27 protein-coding genes are annotated in these 25712 nt (G+C 64.9%); 7 read left to right on the top strand and 20 right to left on the bottom strand.

Annotated features, from left to right (window positions below; all coding sequences use genetic code 11):
- The first annotated feature begins 314 nt into the window (after positions 1-314).
- Complete coding sequence (locus tag SIDU_RS03905) at positions 315-578, top strand: hypothetical protein (RefSeq protein WP_007688207.1); 264 nt, start codon at positions 315-317, stop codon at positions 576-578.
- Positions 579-597: 19 nt separating this feature from the next.
- On the opposite strand, the gene SIDU_RS03900 is transcribed toward SIDU_RS03905, so the two are convergent.
- The 5 genes from SIDU_RS03900 to SIDU_RS03880 form a co-directional block, all read right to left on the bottom strand.
- Positions 598-798: a DUF5818 domain-containing protein gene (locus SIDU_RS03900; protein WP_007688209.1), complete on the bottom strand. Its 201-nt coding sequence runs from the start codon at positions 796-798 to the stop codon at positions 598-600.
- A gap of 3 nt (positions 799-801) precedes the next feature.
- Positions 802-990, bottom strand: coding sequence for a DUF1328 domain-containing protein (locus SIDU_RS03895; protein ID WP_007688211.1), 189 nt, complete (start codon positions 988-990; stop codon positions 802-804).
- A gap of 77 nt (positions 991-1067) precedes the next feature.
- Positions 1068-2042, bottom strand: coding sequence for a copper resistance protein B (locus tag SIDU_RS03890; protein WP_007688212.1), 975 nt, complete (start codon positions 2040-2042; stop codon positions 1068-1070).
- The gene (locus tag SIDU_RS03885; protein ID WP_007688213.1) at positions 2039-3742 is read right to left on the bottom strand and encodes a copper resistance system multicopper oxidase; all 1704 of its coding nucleotides are present in this window, start codon (positions 3740-3742) and stop codon (positions 2039-2041) included. The genes SIDU_RS03890 and SIDU_RS03885 overlap by 4 nt, the downstream gene beginning before the upstream one ends.
- Before the next feature lie 43 nt (positions 3743-3785).
- The gene (locus SIDU_RS03880; RefSeq protein ID WP_007688214.1) at positions 3786-4784 is read right to left on the bottom strand and encodes a 2-hydroxyacid dehydrogenase; all 999 of its coding nucleotides are present in this window, start codon (positions 4782-4784) and stop codon (positions 3786-3788) included.
- Positions 4785-4902: 118 nt separating this feature from the next.
- On the opposite strand from SIDU_RS03880, the gene SIDU_RS03875 reads away from it, so the two are divergent.
- Positions 4903-5373, top strand: coding sequence for an SH3 domain-containing protein (locus SIDU_RS03875; RefSeq protein ID WP_007688215.1), 471 nt, complete (start codon positions 4903-4905; stop codon positions 5371-5373).
- Positions 5374-5380: 7 nt separating this feature from the next.
- Here the strand turns inward: SIDU_RS03875 and SIDU_RS03870 are convergent, their stop codons facing one another.
- Positions 5381-6901 (bottom strand): peptide MFS transporter, encoded by a 1521-nt coding sequence (locus tag SIDU_RS03870; RefSeq protein WP_007688216.1) that lies wholly within the window; start codon positions 6899-6901, stop codon positions 5381-5383.
- Positions 6902-7040: 139 nt separating this feature from the next.
- On the opposite strand from SIDU_RS03870, the gene SIDU_RS03865 reads away from it, so the two are divergent.
- Together SIDU_RS03865 and SIDU_RS03860 are read left to right on the top strand one after the other, a co-directional pair.
- Positions 7041-7619 carry a nitroreductase family protein gene (locus SIDU_RS03865; RefSeq protein WP_013040566.1) on the top strand — a complete coding sequence of 193 codons (579 nt, stop codon included), beginning with the start codon at positions 7041-7043 and terminating at the stop codon, positions 7617-7619.
- Positions 7620-7691: 72 nt separating this feature from the next.
- The gene (locus SIDU_RS03860; protein ID WP_007688218.1) at positions 7692-8036 is read left to right on the top strand and encodes a GntR family transcriptional regulator; all 345 of its coding nucleotides are present in this window, start codon (positions 7692-7694) and stop codon (positions 8034-8036) included.
- 173 nt (positions 8037-8209) lie between these two features.
- On the opposite strand, the gene prsR is transcribed toward SIDU_RS03860, so the two are convergent.
- From prsR to SIDU_RS03830, 7 genes are all read right to left on the bottom strand, one after another.
- Positions 8210-9574: a PEP-CTERM-box response regulator transcription factor gene (gene prsR, locus SIDU_RS03855; protein WP_007688219.1), complete on the bottom strand. Its 1365-nt coding sequence runs from the start codon at positions 9572-9574 to the stop codon at positions 8210-8212.
- Entirely contained in the window at positions 9574-11643 is a 2070-nt protein-coding gene (gene prsK / locus SIDU_RS03850; RefSeq protein ID WP_007688220.1) for an XrtA/PEP-CTERM system histidine kinase PrsK, read from the bottom strand. The genes prsR and prsK overlap by 1 nt, the downstream gene beginning before the upstream one ends.
- Positions 11640-13028: a TIGR03013 family XrtA/PEP-CTERM system glycosyltransferase gene (locus SIDU_RS03845; RefSeq protein WP_007688221.1), complete on the bottom strand. Its 1389-nt coding sequence runs from the start codon at positions 13026-13028 to the stop codon at positions 11640-11642. Before SIDU_RS03845 ends, prsK begins: the two co-directional genes overlap by 4 nt.
- 177 nt (positions 13029-13205) lie before the next feature.
- On the bottom strand, positions 13206-13457 hold the full coding sequence (locus SIDU_RS03840) for a hypothetical protein (protein ID WP_007688222.1): 252 nt from the start codon (positions 13455-13457) through the stop codon (positions 13206-13208).
- A 48-nt stretch (positions 13458-13505) separates the two neighbouring features.
- Positions 13506-14162, bottom strand: a complete 657-nt coding sequence (locus tag SIDU_RS03835) for a sigma-70 family RNA polymerase sigma factor (protein WP_007688223.1) — start codon at positions 14160-14162, stop codon at positions 13506-13508.
- 113 nt (positions 14163-14275) lie between these two features.
- Positions 14276-14410, bottom strand: coding sequence for a hypothetical protein (locus SIDU_RS20195; protein ID WP_007688224.1), 135 nt, complete (start codon positions 14408-14410; stop codon positions 14276-14278).
- Between the two features lie 92 nt (positions 14411-14502).
- On the bottom strand, positions 14503-15297 hold the full coding sequence (locus SIDU_RS03830) for a response regulator (protein WP_007688227.1): 795 nt from the start codon (positions 15295-15297) through the stop codon (positions 14503-14505).
- A gap of 351 nt (positions 15298-15648) precedes the next feature.
- On the opposite strand from SIDU_RS03830, the gene SIDU_RS19960 reads away from it, so the two are divergent.
- Positions 15649-15903: a NepR family anti-sigma factor gene (locus tag SIDU_RS19960; RefSeq protein WP_125445834.1), complete on the top strand. Its 255-nt coding sequence runs from the start codon at positions 15649-15651 to the stop codon at positions 15901-15903.
- 164 nt (positions 15904-16067) lie between these two features.
- Positions 16068-17645, top strand: a complete 1578-nt coding sequence (locus SIDU_RS03825) for a sensor histidine kinase (protein ID WP_174550400.1) — start codon at positions 16068-16070, stop codon at positions 17643-17645.
- Between the two features lie 45 nt (positions 17646-17690).
- Here the strand turns inward: SIDU_RS03825 and trxB are convergent, their stop codons facing one another.
- The 5 genes from trxB to SIDU_RS03800 all read right to left on the bottom strand — a co-directional run bounded on the left by trxB (position 17691) and on the right by SIDU_RS03800 (position 22989).
- The gene (trxB, locus tag SIDU_RS03820) at positions 17691-18653 is read right to left on the bottom strand and encodes a thioredoxin-disulfide reductase (protein WP_007688234.1); all 963 of its coding nucleotides are present in this window, start codon (positions 18651-18653) and stop codon (positions 17691-17693) included.
- Between the two features lie 225 nt (positions 18654-18878).
- On the bottom strand, positions 18879-19616 hold the full coding sequence (locus SIDU_RS03815; RefSeq protein ID WP_007688235.1) for a peptidase: 738 nt from the start codon (positions 19614-19616) through the stop codon (positions 18879-18881).
- 24 nt (positions 19617-19640) lie between these two features.
- Positions 19641-20510, bottom strand: a complete 870-nt coding sequence (locus SIDU_RS03810; protein ID WP_007688236.1) for a transglutaminase family protein — start codon at positions 20508-20510, stop codon at positions 19641-19643.
- A 15-nt stretch (positions 20511-20525) separates the two neighbouring features.
- Positions 20526-21458: an alpha-E domain-containing protein gene (locus SIDU_RS03805; RefSeq protein ID WP_007688237.1), complete on the bottom strand. Its 933-nt coding sequence runs from the start codon at positions 21456-21458 to the stop codon at positions 20526-20528.
- A gap of 121 nt (positions 21459-21579) precedes the next feature.
- Positions 21580-22989, bottom strand: a complete 1410-nt coding sequence (locus SIDU_RS03800; RefSeq protein WP_007688238.1) for a circularly permuted type 2 ATP-grasp protein — start codon at positions 22987-22989, stop codon at positions 21580-21582.
- 385 nt (positions 22990-23374) lie between these two features.
- Between SIDU_RS03800 and SIDU_RS03795 the strand changes: the two genes are divergently transcribed.
- Entirely contained in the window at positions 23375-24598 is a 1224-nt protein-coding gene (locus SIDU_RS03795; RefSeq protein WP_007688239.1) for a hypothetical protein, read from the top strand.
- 301 nt (positions 24599-24899) lie between these two features.
- Here the strand turns inward: SIDU_RS03795 and SIDU_RS03785 are convergent, their stop codons facing one another.
- Both SIDU_RS03785 and SIDU_RS03780 read right to left on the bottom strand, forming a co-directional pair.
- A complete protein-coding gene (locus tag SIDU_RS03785) occupies positions 24900-25100 on the bottom strand; it encodes a hypothetical protein (RefSeq protein ID WP_007688241.1) in 201 nt (66 codons plus the stop codon).
- A gap of 26 nt (positions 25101-25126) precedes the next feature.
- Positions 25127-25669, bottom strand: a complete 543-nt coding sequence (locus SIDU_RS03780) for a hypothetical protein (RefSeq protein WP_007688243.1) — start codon at positions 25667-25669, stop codon at positions 25127-25129.
- Positions 25670-25712: the final 43 nt, after the last annotated feature.

Below are 25712 nucleotides of genomic sequence, written 5' to 3'. Positions count from 1 at the left end.
TGGCGGGATGCGCCCCAACTCACGGCCGAAGCGGATATGTCCCGATGCGCGCCGCCATAGCGCCTGCGCGCCTCAAGTCAAATGCGAAGCCGCGAAATGGCGCGGTTCCCGCGAATCTTTCTTGTAGACGGCATCGTCCGGGGCGGGATACATTGGGTTGCAGCCGCGTTCTGGTGCAAGGAGCGCGCTTTGCAGAGATGATAAGGGTCGCTCGCTCTGACGTTCGTCGTTGCATCCATGCTGATGTGAAGCTCGGGGGGACATTTCCGAATTTTGCGTCGATGCCGAGATATATGTCTGAGGAGGAAGAGACGATGCGCCCAGATTCGCTCGCGACCGGCAGGTCTTTCGACCCGGCCTTAAGGGGTTACATCATCCATTATCATCCTGGGGAAGCCAATCACTGCCCCAGTTGCGGCCGCAGCCAGTGGATGGTCGGGCGGCTGATGGCGGAATGCGCCTATTGCGAAACGGCCCTGCCGCTGGAGAATAACCGGGGCGTGGGCGCCTGCGCGCGCTTCGTCAGCACGCATGACGTCATGGCGTCGGGCGATCCCCGCGAATCGACCTATCCCTGATCGGGAAGGCCGCGTGCCGTCAGGCCGCGGCCACTCCCTCCACCTCCACTATGCCGTCCCCGGCATAATAGCCCTGCACCCGCACCCGCTTTTCCACATGGTCGACGGGCACGCGCAGCAGCACCAGGCGGAAACTGCCGCCCAGATCGCGCTGGAGCAGGAAGCCCGCCTGGTCGCGGACCAGCCGCCCGGTCTCATCCACTCCAGCACCGATCATCATGAGTCAGCGATCTATCGCGTTCTTGATCCCCTTGCCAGCCATCAGGCCAAGCACGAGGAAGATGACGAACAATGCGATCGCCAGCACGAACAGGAACTTCGCGATGCCCACGAAGGTGCCCGCCGCGCCGCCGAAGCCCAATATGGCCAGCACGGCGGCGATCACGAGCGAAATGATGGCCAGACGGATCATCCGACACTCCTTCCGTTGAAAGACCTGCATTTCCCAACGGATGGGGGGACCGGCGGTTCCTGTGCCCGGTCGAGAGGTCAGAACCAGAAGCGCACGCCCATCACCAGGCTGGTCGCGGACGCCCGCGCCCCTTGGGCGCGGGCGAAGCGGGCGGTTTCGCCCAGTTTTCTCTCCCAATTCACGCCGACATAGGGCGCGAACTCCCGCGCGAATTCATAGCGCAGCCGCAATCCCAGTTCGACGTCCGACAGGCCCGAACCGATGCCGAGTTCAGGCACGTCCTGCGCCGCGATGTCGATTTCCGCCGCCGGTTGCAGGATCAGGCGCTGGGTGATGCGCTGGTCATAGCTGCCCTCCAGCCGCAGATGCGCGTCGCCCTTGTCGGAGAGAAAGGCCTGCGCGCCGACCTCGAACCAATAGGGGGCAAGGCCGTCGATGCCCACCACCGCATAGGTCCGTTGCGGGCCGGGGCGAATGTCGTGGCGGACGCCGGCCTCCAGGTTGAACCAGGGATCGATCGCCCGGCTGTAAAGCGCCTGCACTTCCGCCCTTTCCAGCGGGCCGCCGAAATCTCCCTCCCCCTCCGTCTTGAAGGCGAAGCGGTTGAGGTCGCCGCCGACCCAGCCTTCCCCTTCCCAATGATAGGCGTCGGCGCCCCTGCCCATGCGATATTCCAGCCGGTCGAGCATGAGGCGGGAGAAGGTCATGCCGCCGCTTTCCCTGAGCATGGCAGCGCGGGCGCGCGCCATTTCCGCGGGGTCGTAAAAGGCTTCGGCGGCATGATCGGTCGGCGCGGGAGGCGCGACGCCTGCCGGCACGCCCGCATCGGGTGCGGGCAGGCCGTGGCCGGCATGGGGGTTTCCGGCAGCGGGCTGATGGTCGCCATGGTCCTGCGGCCGATCCATGCCGTCATGATTCATCCGGCCATGATCCATCTGGCCGTGATCCATCTGGCCGTGATCCGTCTGGCCATGACCGGCATGTTCCTGCGCTCCGGCCGGAAAGGCTGCGGCAGCGAGCGACAGCAGCGCTGCGAACGCCAGCGCCTTCATGCCGCGTCCGCCGCATGCCGAACGGTCACGACGCGCATCATCCCTGCATGCATGTGCATCAGCATATGGCAGTGAAAGGCCCAATCGCCCAGCGCGTCTGCCGTAAGGTCGAAGCTCACTTTCCCTCCAGGCAGCACGTTCACCGTGTGCTTGAGCGGATTATGGTCGCCGGCGCCAGTCACAAGCTCGAAGAAATGGCCGTGCAGATGGATCGGGTGCGGCATCATCGTGTCGTTGATCAGGTTCACCCGCACCCGCTCCATATGGCGGAAGGCGATGGGTTCGGCCCCGTCGGACAGCTTCACCCCGTCGAAGGACCACATGTAGCGCTCCATGTTCGCGGTCAGGTGGATGTCCAGCGTGCGGGTCGGCGCGCGCCTGTCGCGGTTCGGCTCAAGCGATTTCAGGTCGGCATAGGTCAGCACCCGATGCTCGACGCTCTCCAGCCCCGTGGGCCGGTCTGCGGTCCGGTCCACCGGCATGGGGGAAAGGGTCGCGACGCCCGGTCCCATCTTCACCTGCGGCGCGACGGACGGGTCGCGCATCTTCATGGAATGTCCGGGCATATCCCCCATGCCGGACATGTCCATGCCCATGTCCTTCATGCCCAGCAGCGGCCTTTCGCGCAGCGCGGGCACGTCCGCCGCCATGCCGATCCGGGGCGCAAGGGTCGCCCGCACCAGTCCGGAGCGGTCTATCGCCTCCGCGATCAAGGCATAGGGCTTCGCTTCGGTGGGCCGCACCACCACATCATAGGTCTCCGCGATGCCGATCTGGATCTCGTCGGTCTCCACCGGCTGGACATGCTGGCCGTCGCACTGCACCACCGTCATCGGCAGTCCCGGCAGGCGCAGGTTGAAATTGGTCATGGCGGCCGCATTGACGATGCGCAGCCGCACCCGCTCGCCAGGCGTGAAGAGTCCCGTCCAGTTCTCCGCCGTGCCATGGCCGTTCGCCAGGAAGCTGTAGGTCGAGCCGGTGACGTCGGATATGTCGGTCGGGTCCATGCGCATGGCGCCCCATTGAAGGCGCTCCTTCGCGTTCTGGTCCTTGCCCGCGAGCAGCCCCGACAGGGTCTGCTTCTGCATGTTGAAATAGCCGCCCATCTGCTTCAGCCGCCGCAGCAGGACATGCGGGTGAACCGGACTCCAGTCCGACAGGATGACGACATGCTCGCGCTCCGCCTGCACGGGGTCCGGCCCGGCGGGGTCGATCACGATCGGCCCATAATGGCCCACCGCCTCCTGCATTCCAGAATGGCTGTGATACCAGTAGGTGCCCGACTGGCGGACCGGAAATTCATAGGTGAAGGTCTCGCCGGGGCGGATGCCGGGAAAGCTGATCCCCGGCACCCCGTCCATCTGGAACGGCACGATCAGGCCGTGCCAGTGGATCGACGTGTCCTCCCGCAGGCGATTGGTGACGGACAGCCGGACATTCTGCCCTTCCCTCAAGCGGATGAGCGGCGCGGGCAGCGTGCCGTTGATCATCACCGCGTGGCCCGAACGCCCGCCGGTCGAAAAATGCCCCTCCGCCACGGTCAGCGCGATAGTCTCGCCGCTCAGCGCTCCGGGAGCCAGGGACAGGCCCGCCGTTCCGCTCTGCGCCCAGGCGGGAAAAATCCGGCTGAGGGCCAGCGCGCCTCCCAACCCGCAAAGGCTGCGGAAAAGGCTGCGGCGATCGACATCGGAAAGGGTCATGCAGGACTCTGAAATCTAGGTTGTTCCGCTATGGCCGGCCTGCTCAGACCCAGCCTTCCAGCACCTGGTTGGGCGGCCGGTGTCCGTCCACCCAGCTTCTGATATTGGCGATCACCCGCGCCCCGGTCGCGTCGCGCCCCTCGATCGTCGCGGACCCCATATGCGGCAGCAGCACGACGTTGGAAAGGTCCAGCAGCCGGGGATCGACCGCCGGTTCATGGGTATAGACGTCCAGCCCCGCCCCGGCGATCCGCCCTTCGGCCAGCGCCGCGATCAGCGCCGGTTCGTCCGTGATCTCTGCCCGCGAGGTGTTGATAAGATAGGCGTCGGACCGCATCAGCGCGATCCGCCGGGCGTCAATCATCCCGCGGCTGTCGGCGTTGAGCGGACAGTGGATCGACACGATATCGCTTCCCGCCAGCAGGGAATCGAGGTCGCCGTGCCAATGCGCCTGCAATTCCTGCTCCACCTCGAAGGGCAGGCGATGGCGGTTGTGATAGGCGATGGACAGGCCGAAGGCGGCGGCGCGGCGGGCCACCGCGCGACCAATGCGGCCCATGCCGATGATGCCCAGCCTCTTCCCGCCGATCCGGTGGCCCAGCATGCCCGACGGGCTCCAGCCCGTCCACGCGCCGGATCGCACCAGCTTCTCCCCCTCCGCCAGGCGGCGCGGCACCGACAGGATCAGCGCCATGGTCATGTCGGCGGTATCCTCCGTCAGCACGCCGGGCGTGTTGGTGACGATGATCCCCTTCTGCCGCGTGGCATGGAGGTCGATATGGTCGACGCCGCTGCCGAAGCTGGCGATGAGTTGCAACCTCTCCGGCGCGGCCTCGATCAGCGCGGCGTCGAGATGGTCGGTGACGGAGGGCACCAGCACGTCGCACTGCGCCATGGCGCGGGTCAGCGCGGCCCGGTCCATCGGCACGTCGCCGATGTTGAAGACGGTGTCGAACAGTTCGGCCATGCGCGCCTCGACATTGGGAGGCAGGCGGCGCGTGACGATGACGCGCGGCGTGGCGGGGCGCGGTTTCTTGGCCATATCCGGCCGCTATTCCCCGGGAGCACGATGGTCAAGCGCTTATCCATATCCGCAAGAGAGCGGTTGTCGCTGACGGCCGCTAACGGCTATGGTCTGACGGTCAGACGATGGGGACGATATGGGCATGAAGGGCTATCTGGGCGCGGGCATGGTGGCGGCGCTGTGCTGGACGGGCGGGGCATGGGCCGCGCCTGCGAAGCCGGTGCCCTATTGGGCTTCGCTGACGCAGGAGGAGGCGCGCATGCGCGTCGGCCCCAGCCTGGATTACCCGTCCAACTGGGTCTATCGCCGCCGCGACCTGCCGGTGAAGGTGGTGCAGGTGCTGGGCCTGTGGCGTAAGGTGGAGGATTCGAGCGGTACGCAGGGCTGGATGCATGTGCGCCTGCTGAGCGACACGCCGACCGCCATCGTCACCGCCGACATCGCGCCGATGCGCGATTCCCCCAGTGAAGACGGCCGCGCCCTGTTCCGCGCTCAGAAGGGCGTGGTGGGACGGCTTTCCTCCTGCGGCAAGGGCTGGTGCGCCTTCGACGTCGGCGGGCAGAAGGGCTTTGTCCGCGCCAGCGACATTTGGGGCGCGACGCGGTAGCGCCGCCCTACTCGCCCTCCTCCGCGAAGCGGTCGGCGTGCATCAGCCGCTTCACCAGCGGCGCCAGCGCCATGACGGCCAGTCCCGCGCCGACGGACCACCAGCCGATCGTGCCGTAAACCGCCAGCACGTCGCCGCGGGAGGCGGCTCCCCCCTCCCCGCCCGTGGCCGCGGCGATCAGACCGGCGGCATATTCGCCCAGCGCCATGGCCAGGAACCAGATGCCCATCATCAGGCCGATCATCCGCGACGGCGCCAGTTTCGACATGGCGGACAGGCCGACCGGCGACAGGCAGAGTTCGCCCAGCGTGTGGCAGAGGTAGAGCAGGAAGATGAACAGCACCGGCGTCAGCGTGCCGGGCGCTCCGGTTCCCGCCACCAGGATCAGGAATCCCGCGCCCACCAGCGCCAGCGCGATGCCGAACTTGGCCGGGGTGGACGGTTCCCATCCCCGCTTCGCCAGCCAGATCCACAGGCCCGCCAGGACCGGGCCGAACATCAATATATAGGCGGCGTTGACCGACTGGAACATCGAGGCGGGGACGTTGAAGCCCCATATGGTGCGGTCCGTATAGCGATCCGTGAACAGGCTGAGCGACGATCCGGTCTGTTCGTAGAGGCCCCAGAAGATCGGGTTGACGACGAGCAGGAACAGCGCCGCCAGCATCCTGTCCCGCCCGATCCGCTCCATCCGGCCGAAGGCTTCCCAGAGGATGTAGAGCACGACGGCCGCGCTCGCCGCCGCCAGCATCCAGCCGACGATCACATGGTTCTGGATCAGGAACCAGCACAGCCCGATCGACGCCAGGCTGGAGAGATAGACGAGCCATTCGCGGCTGACGACGCCGCCGACCCGTTCCTTCAGCCGTTCGGGATCGCGGGGTTCGCCCCGACCCTGCAACAGCGGCTTGCACAGCATGAAGCCGATCACCCCCGCGATCATGCCCACCGACGCGGCGCCGAAGCCCCAGTGCCAGCCCCATGTCTGGCCCAGATAGCCGCAGATGATGGGGCCCATGGTCGCGCCCACATTGATGCCCATGTAGAAGATCGTATAGGCCGGGTCGCGCCGCATGTCGTCCCGCGGATAAAGCTGGCCCACCAGCGCCGAAACGCTGGATTTGAGGAAGCCCGTGCCCGTGATCACGGTCGCCAGGCCGAGCCAGAAGAGGCCAAGGCCCATCGCGCCCGCATCGTCGCTTTCCATGCCCAGGACGATATGGCCGATGGCGATCACGACGCCGCCGAACAGCACCGCCTTGCGCTGGCCCAGATAGCGGTCCGCCAGATAGCCGCCCATCAGCGGCGAGATGTAGATCAGCGACATATAGGCGCCATAGGCGTAGCTGGCGTCGCGGTCGGAAAAGAGGAAATGCTGCGTCAGGTAGAAGATCAGCAGCGCGCGCATGCCGTAGAAGGAGAAGCGTTCCCACATCTCCACGAAGAACAGCAGGAACAGCCCGCGCGGATGGCCAAGCCAGGTCTTGCCCATCCCCGCGCCGGCCGCGGTTGAAACTGAGGTCGCCATCCGGCTCCCGATCCTATCTTGTTGCGGGGCCTGCGGAACGCATCCCTTGTCCAGGCCAGCCTAGAGCCCAAACTATTCATCTGTCAAAGAGCGGCCACGCCCCTTGCGCCATGCGCGTTGCCGGGCCATCTGGGCGGCCATGTTCAATGATCGCACTTCGCCCCTCTCGCTCCTCCAGACCCGCCGATCCGGCAAGCCCCGCGACCTGATCGCGCCGGGACCGGACGAAGGCCAGCTTCGCACGATCCTGGAAGTGGCGCAGCGCACGCCCGATCATGGCAAGCTGGCGCCCTGGCGCTTCGTGATCGTGCCGTTGGAAAAGCGAGACGCTCTCGCCGCATTGCTGGAAAATGCCTATCGCGCCGAAAAGCCCGATGCCGGACGGCTGGAGATAGAGGCGATGCACCAGTTCGCGCATCAGGCGCCGACACTGGTCGTCGCGCTTTCCGCGCCGGTCGAGGGCAGCAAGATCCCGCTTTGGGAACAGGAACTGTCGGCTGGCGCGGCGATCATGAACCTGCTCCATGCGGCTCATGCGCTGGGCTTTGCGGGCGGATGGCTGACGGGCTGGCCCAGCTATAACGAGGATGTGCGCGCCGCCTTCGCCAAAGCCGGGGAACGGATCGCCGGCTTCGTCTTCATCGGCACGCCGGGACGGGAGCAGGAGGAGCGTCCTCGGCCAGAATATGACAATATAGTTTCCATCTGGGACAGATAGTTGCATGGTTGACCCGATATTGCGCAAGGGCGTCGCTTGACCTGACACGCTGTATTATGGCACTGATGCACCATGGCCGACGATTCGAAACCCGTCTATCTCCGCCTTCGGGAGATCATTGCCGCTTCGATACTGGACGGGGAATTTCGCGACGGGGACATGTTGCCCTCTGTGCGCGCCCTGGCCGCGCAGCAGGGCGCCAATCCGCTGACGGTGGCAAAGGCCTATCAATGCTTTCAGGACGATGGGCTGATCGTCGTCAGGCGCGGCGTCGGCATGTTCGTCGCTGACGGCGCGACGCGCCGGTTGCGGGACATGGAGCGGGCGCGGTTCATGGATACGGTCTGGCCGCCGGTGGCGGAGCAGATCAGGCGGCTGGGGATCAGCGCGGCGGATCTGGGAGTCGAGAGGGTATAGAGGTAGGCCGATTTGGTCGGGTTACCTATTCCTCCCCATCGATAGATGGGGAGGTGGCAGCGCGAAGCGCTGACGGAGGGGAAAATGCGCAGGTCACGCCATTTCCCCTCCACCACCGCCTTCGGCGGCGGTCCCCCTCCCCACGCTGCGCGCAGGGAGGATTTGCTGGCAGGCTAATTCTGCATCCGATATTGCTTCAGCAGGTCGTAGAGCGTCGGACGGCTGATCCCCAGCATCTTCGCCGCGCCTGAGATATTGCCGTCCGTCCGCGCTATCGCCCGGCGGATGGCGCGGCGGTCGGCCATTTCCCGCGCCGCCTTCAGGTTCACGACATCGCCCCCCTCGGCGCGGTCCCCGTCCAGGTCGAGGTCGGCGGCGGTCACATGCTTCCCATCCGCCATGATGACGGCGCGCTTCATGCGGTTTTCCAACTCGCGCACATTGCCCGGCCAGCCCCAGGCGTCGAGCGCCGCCAGCGCGTCCGGCGCGAGTCCCTTCACCTGCGGGTTCATGTCCTTGGCGAAGCGGTTCAGGAAATGCCGCGCCAGCAGCGCCGGATCGCCGGGCCGTTCCCGGAGCGCGGGAATGCGCACCACGATCTCCGCCAGGCGATAATAGAGATCCTCCCGGAACGTGCCCGCCACGATCATCTCCTCCAGATTCTGGTGGGTGGCGCAGACTATCCGCGTGTCGACCGCTATGGGCTGGCGCCCGCCGATCCGTTCGATCACCCGATCCTGCAGGAAACGCAACAGCTTCACCTGCAGGGCCAACGGGATGTCGCCCACTTCGTCGAGGAACAATGTGCCGCCCTGCGCCAGTTCGATCTTGCCGGGCGTGGTCTTGACCGCGCCGGTGAACGCGCCCTTCTCATGCCCGAACAGTTCCGCCTCCAGCAGCGTTTCCGGGATCGCCGCGCAGTTGATCGCGACGAAGGCCCCTTGCCGCCTTGGGCTGGCGTCGTGCAGGCCCTGCGCGAGCAATTCCTTGCCGGTGCCGCTCGCCCCCAGCAGCAGGACGGATACGTCCGCCGCCGCCACCCGCTCTATGGTGCGGGCGACCTTCATCATCTCCGGCGCGGCGGTGATCAGCCGGCCCAGCACGCGCCCTCCTTCCGGCGCGGTTTCGGCAAGACGGGCATTTTCCCGCTCCAGCGCATGGACATGGAAGGCGCGGCGGACGATCAGCCCCAGTTCGTCGATGTCGACCGGCTTCTGGTAGAAATCATAGGCCCCGCCAGAAATGGCGTGGAGCGCGCTTTCCCGGGCCCCATGGCCGGATGCGACGATGACCTTCGTGTCCGGCTTGATGCGCAGGATTTCCTCCAGCGTGGCGAAACCCTCGCTGGTGCCGTCGGGATCGGGCGGGAGGCCCAGGTCCAGCGTCACCACGTCGGGCGCGTGCTCGCGCAGCATCTCTACCGCCTCCTCGCGGTCGCCCGCGATGAAAAGCTGATATTCCTCATAGGCCCAGCGCAACTGCCGTTGCAGGCCCGGATCGTCCTCCACGATCAGCAATTTCGGTCGCATGTCGCTCATCAGGCGGCCTTCCCCCTAAAATCCCCTAGCGCCAAAGGCAGGCGCAATGTGAACCGGCTCCCCACGCCGGGCTTGCTTTCCACATCGATCCGCCCGCCCATCGCCTGGGCCAGCGCCCGCGCCTCGTAGGCGCCGATGCCGAAGCCCCCCGCCTTGCTGGACGAAAAGGGCTTGAACAATTCGCGGCGGATGAATTCGGCGGTCATGCCCCGGCCCCGGTCGATCACCTCCAGCAGAGCGTCGGTCCCCTCGGCGGACAGGCGCAATTCCACCGGGCTGTCCGGATTGCTGGCGTCGATGGCGTTCTGGAGCAGATGGGTGACGATCTGCTCCACCCGCGCCGGATCGGCCAGCACCGGCGGCGCGTCGCCCGTGACGCCTATTGCGTGCTGGCGCGAGCGGGTTCGCGTCACCTGCTCCGCCACATCGCGCAGCGCCATCGGGCGGGGTTCCTCCGCCCGGCCCTTGTTATGCTGCGACAGGCGGGCGAGCATGTCGTTCATCTTGCCCACCGACTCTTTCAGCGTCAGCACCATGTCGGCGCGAAAGTCCGGATTGTCGGCATGCCGCTCCGCATTGCGGGCCAGCAGCGAAAGCTGGCTCACCAGATTCTTGACGTCATGGATGATGAACGCGAAACGGCGGTTGAATTCCTCGAAACGCTGGGCGTCGTCCAGCGCCTGCTGCCCCTGCGCCTCGCTCAGATAGCTGGCCGCCTGCCGTCCGGCGGCGCGCAGCATGTCGAAATCCTCCCAGTCCAGCCGCCGGTTGATGGGCGGGCGAGCCAGCAGGATTGCGCCGATCAGCCGGCCGAAATGGATCAGCGGCACCAGCGCCCAGGCGCGGCGATCGAGGCTCATCCAGCCGGGGGCGCTGATTTCCCCCGCGCCATTGGGCGGCCGGTCGATGTCGATGATCCAGCCGCTCTGTTCGATGAGCGCGGCCAGCGGCGCAGGGACGACCGCCCCGTCGGGCCTGTCGCCCTGCCAGTTCCAATGCGTCTCGAACGCCAGCGCGCCATCCTCCGCCCGCAGCATCAGGAGGGCGGCGGGGGAATCGGTGATGTCGGCCACCGCCTTCGCCACGCGCTCTCCCAGCGGCAGGGCGTTGTCGCCGGGGCGGCCTATCGTATCGCCGAATCGCATCCATTCGGTGCGGTAATCATAGCGGTGCTGGAAGAAATGCTTGGCCACCTGCACCTTCCAGAGGGCGCGCAGCCGGCGGGAGGGCAGCAGAACCAGCGCGCTCACCGCCAGGAAGAAGACGCAGCCGATCTCGACCAGCCGGGCATAGGGACCGGCGACCAGTTCCACCAGCACCGCCGTCGCCGCCAGCACCGCGACGTAGAGCGCGATGGCGGCAAGGGAAAGCGACTGGAAGGTCAGGGCGCGCGACAATTGCAGCCGTCCCGCCATGTCGGCGCGCATGCCCGCCCCGATCACCGGCGCCAGCAGCGCCATCATCGGCCCCCTCAGCGCGTAGAGGTCGCTCGCCCGGTCGACGGCGAAGGCGGCGATGGCGTAAAGATTGAGGTCATATGTCCACATCGCCGCCAGCGCGCCCAGCAGCAGCGCCACCCGCTGCCGTTCGCGCACCGGCCAACTGACGTAGAGGTGATGGACCAGCATCAGGCTGCCGATGGCGGTCATCAGGTGCAGCACCAGCGAGGCATGAAGAAGCGCGCGATGCAGGTCGCTCGATGTCGGCAATTGCCGCCAGATGAGGTCCGTGAAGGTCTGGAGCAGGATGATCCCCGCCACGGCGGCGTAGACCGATCCGATCGCCAGCAGCGATTCCCCTCGCGCAGCGCCGTTCCGCCGCAGCAGCGCGAACAGCAGCAGCAGCCAGGCGGCGTTGCGGATATTCTCCCCGATGCCGGTCAGCGGCTTGTCGACCCCGCCGAAGGAGACGTAGAGCGACCAGCAGGAGGTGAGCAGCAGCGCGACGGCCAGCAGGCGCTGTTCGGCGCCTTCCTCCCGGCGGCGCAGGGCGAAGATGCCGAGCGCCGCGAACAGCACGGCGGCCAGCGCATGGCCCCAGTCGCCGACGAATTGCAGCAGGCCGCTCACCGCGCCCCCTCCGGCCAAAGGATGACGCGCAGCGTCTGGATGAGGATCAGCAGGTCCAGGAAGGGCGTGTAGTTCTTGGCGTAATAAAGGTCATATTCCAGCTTGTTGCGGGCATCCTCTATCGACGCGCCATAGGGATAGTTGATCTGCGCCCAGCCGGTGATGCCGGGCTTCACCATGTGGCGCTCCGCATAATAGCGCAGATGCTGTTCCAGATCCTCGACGAACTGGCGGCGTTCGGGGCGCGGGCCGACGAAGCTCATCTCCCCCTTCAGCACCGTCCAGGTCTGCGGCAGTTCGTCGATGCGCAGCTTGCGCAGCCAATAGCCCAGGCGGGTGATGCGCGGATCGTCCTTTTCCGCCCATACCGCCTGACCGGTCAGTTCCGCGTCCTGCCGCATGGTGCGCAGCTTCACGATCCAGAATTCCTCGCCGTAAAGGCCGACGCGCTGCTGGCGGTAGAAGGCGGGGCCCTTGCTGTCGAGCTTCACCAGGATCGCCGCCAGCAGGATGACGGGGCCGGTCAGCAGCAGCAGGATCGAACTGGCGACGATGTCGAACAGCCGCTTGGCGATGCTGGACAGGCGGCGGCCCGCCGAAAAGCCGTCGGAGAAGATCAGCCAGCTCGGATTCACGCTGTCCAGGTCGACGCGGCCGGTCTCGCGCTCCAGGAAGGTGGAGATTTCGTTCACATGGACGCCGGTGGTCTTGATGCGCAGCAGGTCGCCCAGCGGCAGGGCGTTGCGCCGCTCCTCCAGCGCCAGCACCACCTCGCTGGCGGCCAGGCGGACCACGAAATCGGCGAGGTTGTAGATGGCGTTGCGGTTGATCGCTTCCGGGATCACCTGCGCGCCGTCGTTCATCGCGATATAGCCGACGACGAGGAAGCCGGAGCCCTTGCGCTGCTCGATCTCCCGGATGCGGTCGGCGCGATTGCCCGCGCCCAGCACGACCAGCCGCCGCTTGAACGCCTCGCCGCCCAGCATCGACCCCAGGAGGAGTCGGATCGCCAGCAGCAGGGCGATGGCCAAGCCCATGGCGTAGAGCGAATTGGACCGCCAGAGCGTGATGTCGGGCAGCAGGAAATGCATGACCGACAGGAACAGCACGCCCAGCGAGATGGCGACCAGCAGCCGCGCCAGCGCATGGCGGATGGATTGCAGCGATTCCGGGCCGTAGACGCCGACCGCGATCATGGCCGTCTGGATCGCGATGCCGAAACTGACCAGCGGCGCGATGCGGGTCGCGATATGGTCGACCTCCATGCCGATCTGTCGGGCGCGCAGGAGCCACCCGCCCTCGGCCGCCGCCAGCAGCAGCATGAAGTCTAGCAGGCCGAGCAGCAGGACCGCATAGGGCACATAATGTTTGAACAATCTTATCATTTGTCGCGCGTTCCCGCTGCGCCCGGCGGGCAGGTTATGGCCGGATCAGCTTACAGGCGCTGTAAGGAAATCCGACACTGGCGGCAGATTGCACGACAATCGCAAAGATTTTCTGAACAGGATCGCGGGCCCGCCGCGCTCCGTCGGCATGCAGGCGGAGCGGACCGGCAAAGGCGGTCAATCATGGTTGCGAAGCGTGTCCGCCGCGCTCCTGGCGGCGTTGCCCACTACATGGGCGGCGCTGTCGAGGGAACCGGCCGCCTGCGTCAGGGCGTCGGCGCGGCGATCGTCGCGATCCTTGGTCATGTAGAAAAAGCCGATCGCCAGCAGCAGCGCCATGGCCACCAGCAGGAATATGATCAGGCTGCCCCGCGACCGACCCGGCAGGGGAGCCGGCTCGAAGGGTTCGTCCTTACGACCTTCGTCCATTCTCCTTCTCCCGATCCTCGTATCCCGAGGCGGAGAGCATAGCACAGATCAGTCCGGGTCGGAGTCGGTATCTTCGCCTGCTTCCCTGGCCTCCCGGCCGCGGCTCAGCCGGTCGACATCGTCCATGATCTCGTCCAGCACCGCCGCGTCGCTGCTTTCCTGGCTGCGCCGGGACGGCAGGTCGCCATTTTCCAATATCTGCTCCAGCGCGGCGCGGCCCCTGGCGACGCGGCTCTTGATGGTGCCGACGGCGACGCCGCAGATTTCGGCCGCTTCCTCATAGGCGAAGCCGCCCGCGCCGACCAGGATCAACGCCTCCCGCTGGGGCTGGGGCAATTGCAGTAATGCGCGCTGCATGTCCGACAGCTCGACATGCTTGTCCTGCCCGGCGGGCGCCGCGAGCAGGCGATCGGCCGCCAGATCGTCCCAATCGCCGCGAAAGCGGGATCGGCGCATCTGCGAGAGATAATGATTGCGCAGGATGATGAAGGTCCAGGCGCGCATGTTGGTGCCCGCCTGGAAACGGCTGCGCGCCGCCCAGGCCTTCAGCAGCGTTTCCTGCACCAGGTCGTCCGCGACGTCGCGATTGCCCGACAGGGACCGGCCGAAAGCGCGGAGATGGGGAATGACCGCAGCCAGTTCCCGCTTGAAATCCGCGTCGGACAGCGTTTCGCGTTCAACATCCTGGCCCACGCCGTCGCTCATGGTAACAACCCCTTCACCGGCTGTCGCCCTCGCTGCATGAACGGAAGTCGTCAAAGCCATATGTGCGTCCGCATCCCAATCTTTTTCTTCTCAAGGACCAATTGCCGCAGCATTCAATAGCCCCATAATATCACAATCATCACGATGATCGCGAGCGTCAGTGAAACGCCGAGCACGTAACGCACGACATGCGGCGTGGAGCCTGCCCGGGCTTCTTCCGTCGCAATATGCCGTTCCCGTTCGACCATGGGTCTCTCCCGATCGTTACGCATCAATAACGCGAGTCGCGGACCGGGGTTCCCCCTTTTCCAGCCTAATTTTCGAACGCCGGGATCGGCGGTCAGGCCGGGGCGGTCGCTTCGTCGAAGAACAGCGCCTGCGAGATCGCGGCCTTGACGGTCGAACGCTGGAAGGGCTTGGTGATGAGGAAGGTCGGCTCCGGCCGCTCGCCCGTCAGCAGGCGTTCGGGGAAGGCGGTGATGAAGATCACCGGCACGGAGAATTCGGCAAGTATGTCCTTCACCGCGTCGATGCCGCTGGAATCGTCGGCAAGCTGGATGTCGGCCAGCACCAGGCCGGGCCGTTCCGCCATGGCTTCGCGCACCGCATCCTCCCGCGTGACGGCGATGGCGGTCACTTCATGGCCCAGGTCGCGGACGATGGTCTCTATGTCCATCGCGATGATCGGCTCATCCTCTATGATCAGCACCTTGGCGCGGGTCTGCGCCTCGATCTCGGTCAGCGCTTCCTTGACCAGCGCCTCGACATCGTCGCTGTCCAGGCCGATCAGGTAACCGACATCGTCGACCGTGAATCCCTCCAGCGCGGTCAGCAGCAGCGCCTGGCGCGGCAGCGGCGTCAGGCGGGCGAGTCGCGCCTGGGCGATCGCCTCCTGCCCGTCGGCGCCGGTCAGCACCGGCACGTCCTCCAGGTGGGAGGAGGACCAGATGGCATGGAAGGTCTTGTAGAGGCCGAGGCGGGGATCGACGTCCGAGGGAAATTCGTCGGGCGCCGCCACGATCGCCTCCAGCGTGGCGCGCACATAAGCGTCGCCATGCGCCTGGCTGCCCGTCAACGCGCGCGCATAACGCCGCAAGAAAGGAAGGTGGGGGTGCAGTTGCTGACCAAGCGACATCTGTAAAACTTCTCCCAGCCCATCGGGCGCCTTGTCCTGAGTTAAGGCCGCGCCTTAACAAAATTTCGAAACATTCGCCGGACAGGAGGATGGATGGACGATGCCGATGTGGCAAGCCCCCTTGACCCCCTGTCGGAATGGAAATGCGTCCGGCATCAGCGCCCGCATCGCCTCCATCCTAACCACCGAACGTGCGCGGCGGGCAAAAAATGCTTCGGCATGGGAACCAACAACCCAACGATTTGTTTCACTGCCGTTCGGTTTTTTCGAGAATCTTTGGAATTTTGTGTTTTGATTTCCCAGACGCTGAATTGACGTCACCAGGGGAAAGCCGCAAAAGAGCAGGCTGGCATGACATTGATGGCTGCAGAGGGACGTGTTTTGGTTGCTTCAACGACGGAACGGGACGTGACGGGAGGGCACAGGAAAGATGTCGGCACCAGCACTCCGGATTCTGGCGTGAAGGGCGGCGCCGCCCGCAAGAAACGCGCGGCGGCCGCGAAAGATGACGGGCAGGTCGCCAATGCGTTGCGATCCGTCTACCAGCGCGCGGTCGATGAGGATATTCCCGCGGAAATGCTCGACCTTCTCAGCAAGCTCGACTGACTCTCCCTGATCGGCCGGACCGGGGGGAGCCGGAAACAAGCGGAGGGGACATGGCGCATCTGGTAAATTCCGGCCGGCAAGCGACGCCCTCCCCCACAGATCGGCGTTCGATGTTCAGCGTCAGCTAGATGGACAGAAGTTCTCCACCGCCGCCCGCCGCGGACATGCCTCCCTCGGTGACCGCTTCCCTGCTTCGGAAATTGAACGCGGTTTCGCATTCCACCGGCGTCAAGATGTTCCTCATCCTGACGCTGGCGCTGCTGCCGCTCGGCCTGATCGCCCTGGCCGCCTCGCTCCAGGCGATCCGCACCACCGATCTGGAAAAGGAAGCGCTGCTGCGCGTCGCGGTGACGCAAAGCGCGCGGAAATTGTCCGCCGATCTCGCGTCCGACCGAACGGCGCTGATGCTGACGGCCAATGCCTTCGCGACGTCGGGCGCCGATCCGGCAATGTGCGCGCGCCTTTCGGTATTCCTGGCCTCTCATGATCGCGGCGGGGGCCGTTATTATATCCACGACCGATCAGGCCGGCGGCTGTGCGGATCACCCCTGCCCGAGCCGGCGGGCCTTTCCCTGTCGGACCGTTTCGACGATGCCGCCGCGCAACTGCTGCCGGACTCGCCCTATCTCGTCAGCCGGGCAAGGAGCGCCAATGGCGCGGTGGTCGCCATCGCTTATTATTCTCGCGGCTATCTGGAGGCGATGACCAACCCGGCGGGCAGCTCGCAGAACCGGCAGATCAGCCTGCACCAGGGGCGGCGCAGCCTGCTCATCACCCGCCCGGCCAGCTTTGCGGGCGGGCACAGCACGACGCTTTCCGCGCGGCTCGACCCGCCCGACATCGTCCTTACCATGACGGTGCGCGATCCGCCGGTCACCATCGCGCGCATGTTGTCGCTGTTCCTGCCGCTGGTGATGTGGTTCGCTGCGGCGGCCATCGGCTGGTTCGTCGTCAACCGCCTGCTGATACGGCCTCTGGTGCTGCTGCGCCGCACGGTGGCGGCCTATCAGCCCGGCGAGGTGCTGGAACCGATGCGGCGCATCCGCACACCGGCGCAGGAGATCGTGGCGCTGGGCAACACCTTCCGCGAAATCAGCGAGGATGTCGCCACTCATGAGGCGGAGATGGCGGAGAGCCTGGAAACCCAGCGCAAGCTGACGCGGGAGGTGCATCACCGGGTCAAGAACAACCTCCAGATCATCGCCAGCCTGATCAACCTGCATGCGCGATCCGCCCATGACGCCGAAGCGGTCGAGGCCTATGCGACGATCCAGCGGCGGGTCGACGCGCTGTCGGTCGTCCATCGCAACCATTATGCCGAGCTGGAGGAGCATCGCGGCGTCGGGGTGCGGTCGCTGATCAGCGAATTGTCGGCCAGCCTGCGCGGCACCGCCCCGGCCGAGGCGCGACGCTTCGGCATCCAGATCGACAGCGACAACCTGCACATCAGCCAGGATGTCGCGGTGCCGGTCGCCTTCCTGCTGACCGAGCTGGTGGAACTCGCCATGCTGTCCAATCCCCGCACGGCGATGCGCATATCCGTGCAATTGGAACCGGGACGCACCGACCGGGCGGTGCTCCACATCCTTTCGCCGGCGCTGCGCGGATCGCCGGACATGACCGCGCGGCTGGAGGAACGCTACGGGCGAGTCCTGACCGGCCTGTCGCGCCAATTACGCGCCCCGCTGGACCATGATCCGGAGACAGGGGATTATGCGATCGTGATCACGGTGCTGGAATAGGCTCTTGGCGCTTGGGGATGGGCCGCCATCCCCCGTCCAGCCCCGTTATTCGGCCGCGACAGCCTCAAAATCGGCTTCGGCCAGGAACTTTTCCACGTCCAGCGCAGCCATGCAGCCCATGCCGGCGGCGGTCACGGCCTGGCGATAGACCTTGTCGCTGACGTCGCCTGCCGCGAACACGCCGGGAATGGCGGTCTTCGTCGTGCCCTTTTCCACCAGCAGATAGCCTTCGTCCATCGGCAGCTTGTCGACGAACAGTTCCGTCGCGGGCTGGTGGCCGATGGCGACGAAAGCGCCGTCCGTCGCGATATGCGACTTGTGGCCCGTCACCGTGTCGACCAGGTCGACGCCCACCAGCCCTTCCGGATTGCCGCCGCCGACGAAGCGCTCCACCGCCTGGTTCCACAGCACCCTGATGTTCGGATGCGCGAACAGGCGCTGTTGCAGGATCTTCTCCGCCCGCAGCGAATCGCGGCGGTGGATCAGCGTGACGTCATGGCTGTGGTTGGTGAGGTAGAGCGCTTCCTCGACCGCGGTATTGCCCCCGCCGATCACGACCACCTTCTTGCCGCGATAGAAGAAGCCGTCGCAGGTCGCGCAGGCCGAAACGCCCTTGCCCTGCAACAACTGCTCGCCCTCCGCGCCCAGCCATTTGGCCTGCGCGCCCGTCGCGATCACCAGGCTGTCGGCATAGTAGAGCGTGCCGCTGTCGCCCTTCAGGCGGAAGGGGCGTTCGCTAAGGTCCACGTCGACGATCTGGTCGTACATCATCTGCGCGCCGACATGTTCGGCCTGCGCCTGCATCTGCTCCATCAGCCAGGGCCCCTGGATGACGTCGCGGAAGCCGGGATAATTTTCGACATCGGTGGTGATGGTCAACTGCCCGCCCGGCTGCATGCCCTGCACCACGATAGGCGCCAGGCCCGCGCGCGCGCCGTAGATGGCGGCGGACAGGCCCGCCGGGCCGGAACCGAGGATCAGCATGCGGGTCGAATGAGTGGCGGTCATGAAGGTCTTTCCGGCTGCGATTCGTCTGTCGGGATGAGATAGGCCAAGCAGGCTGGCGCGCAAGCGATGGATTTGCTTGAAGGGCTGGAAGCTGAGCCTCTTCGTCTCCCCTCCCCCCGCTGTCGTCATCCCAGCATAGGCTGGGATCTTGTGGGGCTGTGCTGTGCCCTATGGCCTGAGATCCCAGCTTTCGCTGGGATGACGGAAAGGGGCTGGTGGGGCTATTTAATCGAGGACGTTGGGCAAATCCTCGAAACCCTTGCGCAGCGCGGCCGACCAACTGTGGGAGAGAAGCTGGAACTCCTCATTGTCGGCCTCTATCCGGGTCCGCACGCGGAAATCGAAGGCGTCCCGCTCGATCACCGTCAGGTCCAGCGGCATCCCCACCGACAGGTTGGAGCGAAGCGTCGAATCCATCGACACCAGCACCGCCTTGGTCGCATCCTCCAGGCTGGTTTCGCGCTTGATGATGCGATCGAGGATGGGCTTGCCATATTTATGCTCGCCGATCTGGAAGAAGGGCGTGTCCTCCGTCGCCTCGATGAAATTGCCGGCCGAATAGATGAGGTAGAGGCGCGGCTTGCCACCCCTGCGCTGGCCGGCGATCAGGATGGAGGCGTCCGCCGCCGCCCCCTGCATTTCTATGGTGCTGCGATAGCGGCCCTGCATGGTGCACATCGCCTCTCCCACGATCTGCGCGACGCGGTGCATGGTGGGACAGTTGAGGATCGTCTCCACATCCAGGTCGAGCGCCGAATCCTTGATCGCCCGGCCCAGCATCGCCTTCACCCCCTGGGTGATCGACAGATTGCCCGAGCACATCATGGTGATCGCCCGCTCGCCCGGCACGCTGTAGGTGAAGCTCTTGCGGAAGCGGGCGATATTATCCATCCCCGCATTGGTGCGGGTGTCGGACAGCATGACCAGCCCCTGGTCCACGCGCACCGCCACACAATAAGTCATGGCCCCAAGGGCTCCTATCGTCGTTCAACCCTGCGTGGTGGTCTGCGCGCCTTGTTGCTGCTGCCGCTGGAGCTGCCGCTCCTCCACCCCGTCCTCCGCCTGCGCGATCCGGACGTCCGCGTCAATCCAGATATCGCCCGCCACGGTCACGGAACCGCGTATCGGCGCGGCCTCATCCGCATCCAGCCCGCAAGCGAGGCGCAGGTAGCGCTCCGTCACGCAGACGCGGTTGGAGGGGTCGAAACCCACCCATCCCAGTTCGGGCACCAACGCCTCCGCCCAGCCATGGGTTTCGTGCAGCACGTCGCCCTCGTCGGCCAGCAGATAGCCGGACACGTAGCGCGCCGGAATGCCCATGGCCCGCGCCCCGGCGATGAACACCTGCGCATGGTCCTGGCAGACCCCGGCGCCCAGCGCGAAGGCCTCCGCCGCCGTGGTATCAGCGCTCGTCACGCCCGCGCGATAGGCCACAGCATCGCTGACGGCGGTCGACAGGGCGTGCAGCCGGGCCAGCGGCCCGTCTTCGTCGGGAAGGGCCAACGCCATCGCCCGGATTTCCGGCGACGCCTGGGTCAGCCGCGTATCCCGCAGGAAATAGCGCGGGTTCACCGGGCAGCCCAGCCAGCCGAGCACGCCATGGCTCTCCTGCGTCTCGACCAGTCCTTCGGCGACGATCACGGCATTGTCGGTGCGGTCGTGCCGGACCCAGATCGCCTCCATCTCGCCATAGCTGTTGGGACGGAAGCCGGTCAGCGGCTCGCCGTTGACGCTGACCTGCCAGTCCAACACCTTCTGGCTGGGCGTGTCGACCGGCATCAGCTTCAGCCGCATCGCCACCCGCCCGGCGGCGGCCTCATAACGATAGATGGTCTGGTGACGGACGAGCAGTTTCACCGCGTCCCCTCCCCCTCATCCGAAATGATAGGCCTGGGCGATCTCCACGCCCAGCCGGTTGGTGCTCATCAGGCCGCTCTGGACCGTTTCGTGCAACCCCGCGCGGAAGATTTCGCCGCTGTCCAGCTTCTCCAGGTCGGCCACCATTTCGCGCACGGTATCGTGGCAGGCGGCCCGCGCATCGTGCCACCCCGCAAGGCGGTTCAACCGATAGGCAAGCTGGTCGTAGCAATAGGCGACGCTGCGCGGGAACAGGCGGTTCAGCATCAGGAAATCCGTGATCTGCCAGGGCGTGTAGGTGCCGCCATAGACATGATGGAACGCCCGCGCGCCCGACAGAGCGTACAGTACCGACGTCCATTGATAATGGTCGCGATTGCCGCCCACCACCTCGGTCTCCGGCAGCAGCACATAATATTTGATGTCCAACAGGCGCAGCGTCATCTGCGCCCGCTCCAGCGCCGATCCGGCGCGCAGGAAATCATGCCCCTCATTGCGGAGCTGGCCGGAATGGGCCGCGCCGCGGAAGGTCATCACCCGCGTCTTCACCCAGTCGATCAGCGCGGGAAGCTGCTGCCGCGCTTCGGCCACGTCGTAGCTGTCGAGCTTGCGCCAGCCCTCGTTCAGCGCCTCCCACATGTCCTGCGTCAGCATGGTGCGGGCCGACTTGGCGTTGGCGCGGGCCTTCAGCAGGCTGGAACGGATGGAGGAGGGATTGTCGAGGTCGAGCATCAGGAAAGCGATGGCGTCGCTCTCCGTCACCTGGGCGCCTTCGGGGAAATGGTTGAGCGCTCCGGTGGCCCGCACCACCGATCGCCATTCATCGCGATGATGCGCGCCGGGCAGGATCGCCATGCGCTGGCCCATGGTCAGCAGGCGGGCCGTGGCCTCCGCCCGCTCCATGTAGCGCGCCATCCAGAAGAGATTTTCGGCGGTGCGGCTCAGCATGGGGGTGCCTCCGTCATCCCGGCAAAAGCTGGGATCTCAGGCGAGAAGGCACAGCATAGCCGCACGAGATCCCAGCTTTCGCTGGGATGATGAATAAGGAAAAGGGACAGGTCCACGATCATCAATCCTGCAAAACCCAGGTGTCCTTCACCCCGCCGCCCTGGCTGGAGTTCACGACGAGCGATCCTTCGGTCAGCGCCACGCGGGTGAGGCCGCCGGGCACCAGCCTGATCTGCTTGCCCACCAGGCAATAGGGGCGGAAATCCGCGTGGCGCCCGACCACCGCAGCCGGGCCGAGCGTGGGGACGGTCGACAGGTCCAAGGTCGGCTGGGCGATGAATTCACCGGGATTGGCCCGGATGCGGTCGGCATAGGCGGCGATCTCGTCCTTGGTCGATTTCGGCCCGATCAGCATGCCATAGCCGCCCGACCCATGGACTTCCTTCGCCACCAGTTCGTGCAGATTTTCCAGCACATAGGCGCATTCGTCCGGCTTGCCGCATTGCCAGGTCTGGATATTGTCCAGGATCGGCTGCTCGCCGAGGTAGAAGCGGATCATCTCCGGCACATAGATATAAACTGCCTTGTCGTCCGCGATGCCCGATCCCGGCGCGGACGCAAGCGTCACCCCGCCATTGCGATAGACGTTGAAGATGCCGGGCACCCCCAGCAGGCTGTCCGGCCGGAACACCAGCGGATCGATATATTCATCGTCGATGCGCCGGTAGATGACGTCGACCGCCTTCGGCCCCAGCGTGGTCTTCATCCACACCCGGTCGTCATCGACGAACAGGTCCGCCGGTTCCACAAGCTCCACGCCCATCAGGTCGGCGAGAAAGCTGTGCTCGTAATAGGCGCTGTTGAGCGAGCCGGGCGTCAGCACCACCACCACCGGATCGCCCTTGCAGGCCGGGGGCGCGACTTCCTTCAGGCTTTTCAGCAATTCCGCCGGATAATCGTCGACCGGCGCGACCACCCCCTGCGCGAACAGTTCCGGGAACATGCGGGTCATGATCTCGCGATTTTCGAGCATGTAGGAGACGCCGGAAGGGGTGCGGCAATTATCCTCCAGCACCTCGAACCGGGTCGGGCCGGTGCGGACGATGTCGATGCCGACGATATGGCTGTAGACCTTCCCCGGCGGGGTGAAGTCGGCCATTTCGGCCAGATAGGCGCTGTTCCGGTAGATGATGTCGGCGGGCATGATCCCCGCCTTCACGATTTCGCCGCGATGATAGACGTCGTGCAGGAAGGCGTTGAGCGCGCGCGCCCGCTGGCGGATGCCCTTGTCCAGCACGCGCCATTCCTGGCCGGTGAAGATGCGCGGCAGCAGGTCGAAGGGGATCAGCCGTTCCGGATCGCCGCCCTCGCCATAGACGGCGAAGGTGATGCCGATGCGCCGGAAGATCGCCTCCGCCTCATCCATCCGACGATTGAGCCCGGCAATGCCCGTCCGCTCCACCCAGTTCTGCACTTCCGCGTAACAGGGGCGTATCGAACCGTCCGGCTCAAACATTTCGTGGAAGGGCAAAGTGTCGATCCTCCCTCAGCCGGCATTCGGCTAGTTGTGCATTGCAACATTAGTGCAACAGGAAGGAACGAATGCAAGCGGAAAATCCGCCTATGCCTAACATGCCGGAAAGGATGGTAGCGGAGGAGGGATCTTTAGGAACCCCTTAACTAGCTAATTCTCATCGATTTCCCGGCCATCACGGCGCAGAATACCCCCAATGGTACCCCCAAAAAGGGACCTTTGCGGCGGGCCGCCCTAGCGGTGCGACAGGACCATTTTGTTTGGTCGATTCTGCAATCTGCGGGCTTTTCAACATCAGGTGACGTAGGACCAAGCCTCGCGGCAAGACGCCATCCTGCTTTATGCCGCACAATTCTGAATGGAAGTCTGGAGGCCTGCCGAGATGAGCCAAAGGTTCACCCGCGAAGAGTTCTATGAACTGGTCTGGTCGAAGCCGATGACGCACCTAGCCAAGGACTTCAGACTGTCAGACGTGGCGCTTCACAAGATCTGCAAGAAGCATGATATCCCCAACCCGCCCCTCGGCTGGTGGGCCAAGCATGCCGCCGGCCAAAAAGTGACGCGAATTCCACTTCCGAAGGCCAAAGCTGGGGTCGCCCTCACCGTAATCATAGCGAGCGGTGAGGTCCGGCAAGAACACGACACCTTAGTGTCGGCACGAGAACAAGCACGCGTAAAGGCGTCGGAACTCGATCTGTCGGGAGCGGCGCTCTCGCATCCCTTGGTGCAAAAGAGCTTCGACAAGCTGCGGAAGGCTAAGCCCGGCAACACCGGTCTCGTCAGCCTATCATCGGACGGACATGTGCAGCTCGAAATTGCTCCGGGTTCGATAGACCGGGCAGAGCGCTGTCTCCTTCAGATCGTAGCTGCCGCCAAGGCGCAAGGATTTGAGCTGTCTGCGAAGGCAAGCAAGGCTGCCTTCACCAATGGCTCCGTCGCTATCCCGTTCGCCATCAAGGAAGGCTACAAGCGCATCAAGCATGTTCTGACAGCCGAGGAGATCGCCGAAGACGAGCGTCGTCAGCGACGGCGATCGCGGGATTGGAGCCGCAGCGATTGGACGCCTCACAGCTTCAGTTTTGGACGACCGGAATGGGACTATGTGCCCACCGGTCAGCTGGCATTCGAGTTTGATATCTACCTACGGTATGCGTCACAGGTTCGCAGAGCATTCAAGGATGCCAAGCTCCAACGACTTGAGAATTTGGCGCCAGACATTGCTGTTGGGCTCGCCGTTCTGGCTGCCGCAAAGGCAGAAGACGACCAGAAAGCAGAAGAGGCCCGGCAACGAGAGGAGGAGGCGAAACGACGTCGTATCGAAGCACAGCGGCTGGCCTACATTGCCGAGCGCAGGGACAAGGTCCTCGAGGATGTGCTTGCCCGTCTTGAACGCAGAGATCGCCTGGCAGCTTTTGTTACAAGACTGGAGGAGGAACTAGCGGGCGAACAGGCCACTCGAGTGGCCGAATTCTTGACCTGGGCCCGGACAAAGTTGGCTGCGGCCGATCAGAGGTTAAGTGCAACTGGATTGAACGAGTTGTTTCAGGAGCACCATATTTTTGGAGCTGACGATGATCGCGGGTTTTACCCAGAATCGTACTGGTGACAGACATGCGGTGAAGCGAGGTCTGCCTAGCTATCTGCGTTATCTGCATCGGGACGAGTGAGAATACGGCAGCCCCTGCCGTTGGGGAACATCTGGATCAACTCGTCGGGGTAACCGTTCTCGCGCAGCCAGGAATCGAAATCGAGAGCGTCAATGTCCCCCTCGAACGGCTTGGGGAACCCATATGCGTGGCCGTCGGGAGGATCGAGGAAGTAGCGGGGCATGTGGGGATGATAGCAGCGCTGGCAGACAGCGCCAACACGACAGTCGCCGCCGCAGAAGGTGGGGATGGAAGGACCCGCTAGTAATAGGAGCGCGTGGGCTTCTTGCCTGCGGCAATGGCGCGCGCATCAACACGAGCCAGTAAGGCTCGCTTTTCTGGGCTGCGGTTGCCGCCCTTGTTGCGGAGCGCATCGGTCGACGCTTCGTCGTCGACCCATCCGATTTCGCGCTTCTTGGCCTCTACATGGTCACGAAGCTTGGCCATGCTGATCGTGGTCATCGCGAGCCTCCCTTCCAATTCGAGGTTCAGTTTAGCAGTTCAAAGCTGCCGCCCTCTTCGGCGACACGCCGTTTCAAATATTCCAAATCGAGTGCAACCGCCACCCTAAACAGCAATCGCGCCTGCTGCAGGAGCGGACTGTCCGGCGATCGGTCCACCGCGTGCTGCCCCAGACGGTCCGCAATCATGTCTTCAAATGACGGCGTGGTGATCGCCTCGTCGCCATCAAGGGTGATCCGAAGTAGCCGATCATGGTCGGACCGCCCATCAAAGAGCTGGCCCGAGATCGCTTCTATCCCATAGGCCGGGTAGTCAGGGTGATAATACCCACCGCGCAGCCGACCCTTGCGATCTTCTCGCTTGAAGCCGGCACCAACAAGGCATTTTTCCAACAAAACGTCGTTTGGCGCGTAGAGATCAAGATCCCCCGACATGAAGGCGCCGAGCGTCTGGATGGCAATAGCCCCGCCGCCTACAATCACCGGTGAGTAACCCGCTTCGGCTTCATATGCCGCAAAGGCGGCTGCAGCCTGTTCAAGTAAGCCGCTAAAGTCTTCAGGCAGGGACATACCCAGACGCTACTGGAATGCGCTGGCGACGCAATATCTGACG

It is taken from the genome of Sphingobium indicum B90A (genome assembly GCF_000264945.2).
Taxonomy (GTDB): Bacteria; Pseudomonadota; Alphaproteobacteria; order Sphingomonadales; family Sphingomonadaceae; genus Sphingobium; species Sphingobium indicum.
This window is presented reverse-complemented; position numbering and strand designations above follow the sequence as displayed.

Excerpts from the sequence above, each read along its gene's own strand:
- SIDU_RS03905 (WP_007688207.1), top strand. The coding sequence starts at position 315 with ATGCGCCCAGATTCGCTCGCGACCGGCAGGTCTTTCGACCCGGCCTTA.
- SIDU_RS03900 (WP_007688209.1), bottom strand. The coding sequence starts at position 798 with ATGATGATCGGTGCTGGAGTGGATGAGACCGGGCGGCTGGTCCGCGAC.
- SIDU_RS03895 (WP_007688211.1), bottom strand. The coding sequence starts at position 990 with ATGATCCGTCTGGCCATCATTTCGCTCGTGATCGCCGCCGTGCTGGCC.
- SIDU_RS03890 (WP_007688212.1), bottom strand. The coding sequence starts at position 2,042 with ATGAAGGCGCTGGCGTTCGCAGCGCTGCTGTCGCTCGCTGCCGCAGCC.
- SIDU_RS03885 (WP_007688213.1), bottom strand. The coding sequence starts at position 3,742 with ATGACCCTTTCCGATGTCGATCGCCGCAGCCTTTTCCGCAGCCTTTGC.
- SIDU_RS03880 (WP_007688214.1), bottom strand. The coding sequence starts at position 4,784 with ATGGCCAAGAAACCGCGCCCCGCCACGCCGCGCGTCATCGTCACGCGC.
- SIDU_RS03875 (WP_007688215.1), top strand. The coding sequence starts at position 4,903 with ATGGGCATGAAGGGCTATCTGGGCGCGGGCATGGTGGCGGCGCTGTGC.
- SIDU_RS03870 (WP_007688216.1), bottom strand. The coding sequence starts at position 6,901 with ATGGCGACCTCAGTTTCAACCGCGGCCGGCGCGGGGATGGGCAAGACC.
- SIDU_RS03865 (WP_013040566.1), top strand. The coding sequence starts at position 7,041 with ATGTTCAATGATCGCACTTCGCCCCTCTCGCTCCTCCAGACCCGCCGA.
- SIDU_RS03860 (WP_007688218.1), top strand. The coding sequence starts at position 7,692 with ATGGCCGACGATTCGAAACCCGTCTATCTCCGCCTTCGGGAGATCATT.
- prsR (WP_007688219.1), bottom strand. The coding sequence starts at position 9,574 with ATGAGCGACATGCGACCGAAATTGCTGATCGTGGAGGACGATCCGGGC.
- SIDU_RS03845 (WP_007688221.1), bottom strand. The coding sequence starts at position 13,028 with ATGATAAGATTGTTCAAACATTATGTGCCCTATGCGGTCCTGCTGCTC.
- SIDU_RS03840 (WP_007688222.1), bottom strand. The coding sequence starts at position 13,457 with ATGGACGAAGGTCGTAAGGACGAACCCTTCGAGCCGGCTCCCCTGCCG.
- SIDU_RS03835 (WP_007688223.1), bottom strand. The coding sequence starts at position 14,162 with ATGAGCGACGGCGTGGGCCAGGATGTTGAACGCGAAACGCTGTCCGAC.
- SIDU_RS20195 (WP_007688224.1), bottom strand. The coding sequence starts at position 14,410 with ATGGTCGAACGGGAACGGCATATTGCGACGGAAGAAGCCCGGGCAGGC.
- SIDU_RS03830 (WP_007688227.1), bottom strand. The coding sequence starts at position 15,297 with ATGTCGCTTGGTCAGCAACTGCACCCCCACCTTCCTTTCTTGCGGCGT.
- SIDU_RS19960 (WP_125445834.1), top strand. The coding sequence starts at position 15,649 with ATGACATTGATGGCTGCAGAGGGACGTGTTTTGGTTGCTTCAACGACG.
- SIDU_RS03825 (WP_174550400.1), top strand. The coding sequence starts at position 16,068 with ATGCCTCCCTCGGTGACCGCTTCCCTGCTTCGGAAATTGAACGCGGTT.
- trxB (WP_007688234.1), bottom strand. The coding sequence starts at position 18,653 with ATGACCGCCACTCATTCGACCCGCATGCTGATCCTCGGTTCCGGCCCG.
- SIDU_RS03815 (WP_007688235.1), bottom strand. The coding sequence starts at position 19,616 with ATGACTTATTGTGTGGCGGTGCGCGTGGACCAGGGGCTGGTCATGCTG.
- SIDU_RS03805 (WP_007688237.1), bottom strand. The coding sequence starts at position 21,458 with ATGCTGAGCCGCACCGCCGAAAATCTCTTCTGGATGGCGCGCTACATG.
- SIDU_RS03795 (WP_007688239.1), top strand. The coding sequence starts at position 23,375 with ATGAGCCAAAGGTTCACCCGCGAAGAGTTCTATGAACTGGTCTGGTCG.
- SIDU_RS03785 (WP_007688241.1), bottom strand. The coding sequence starts at position 25,100 with ATGACCACGATCAGCATGGCCAAGCTTCGTGACCATGTAGAGGCCAAG.
- SIDU_RS03780 (WP_007688243.1), bottom strand. The coding sequence starts at position 25,669 with ATGTCCCTGCCTGAAGACTTTAGCGGCTTACTTGAACAGGCTGCAGCC.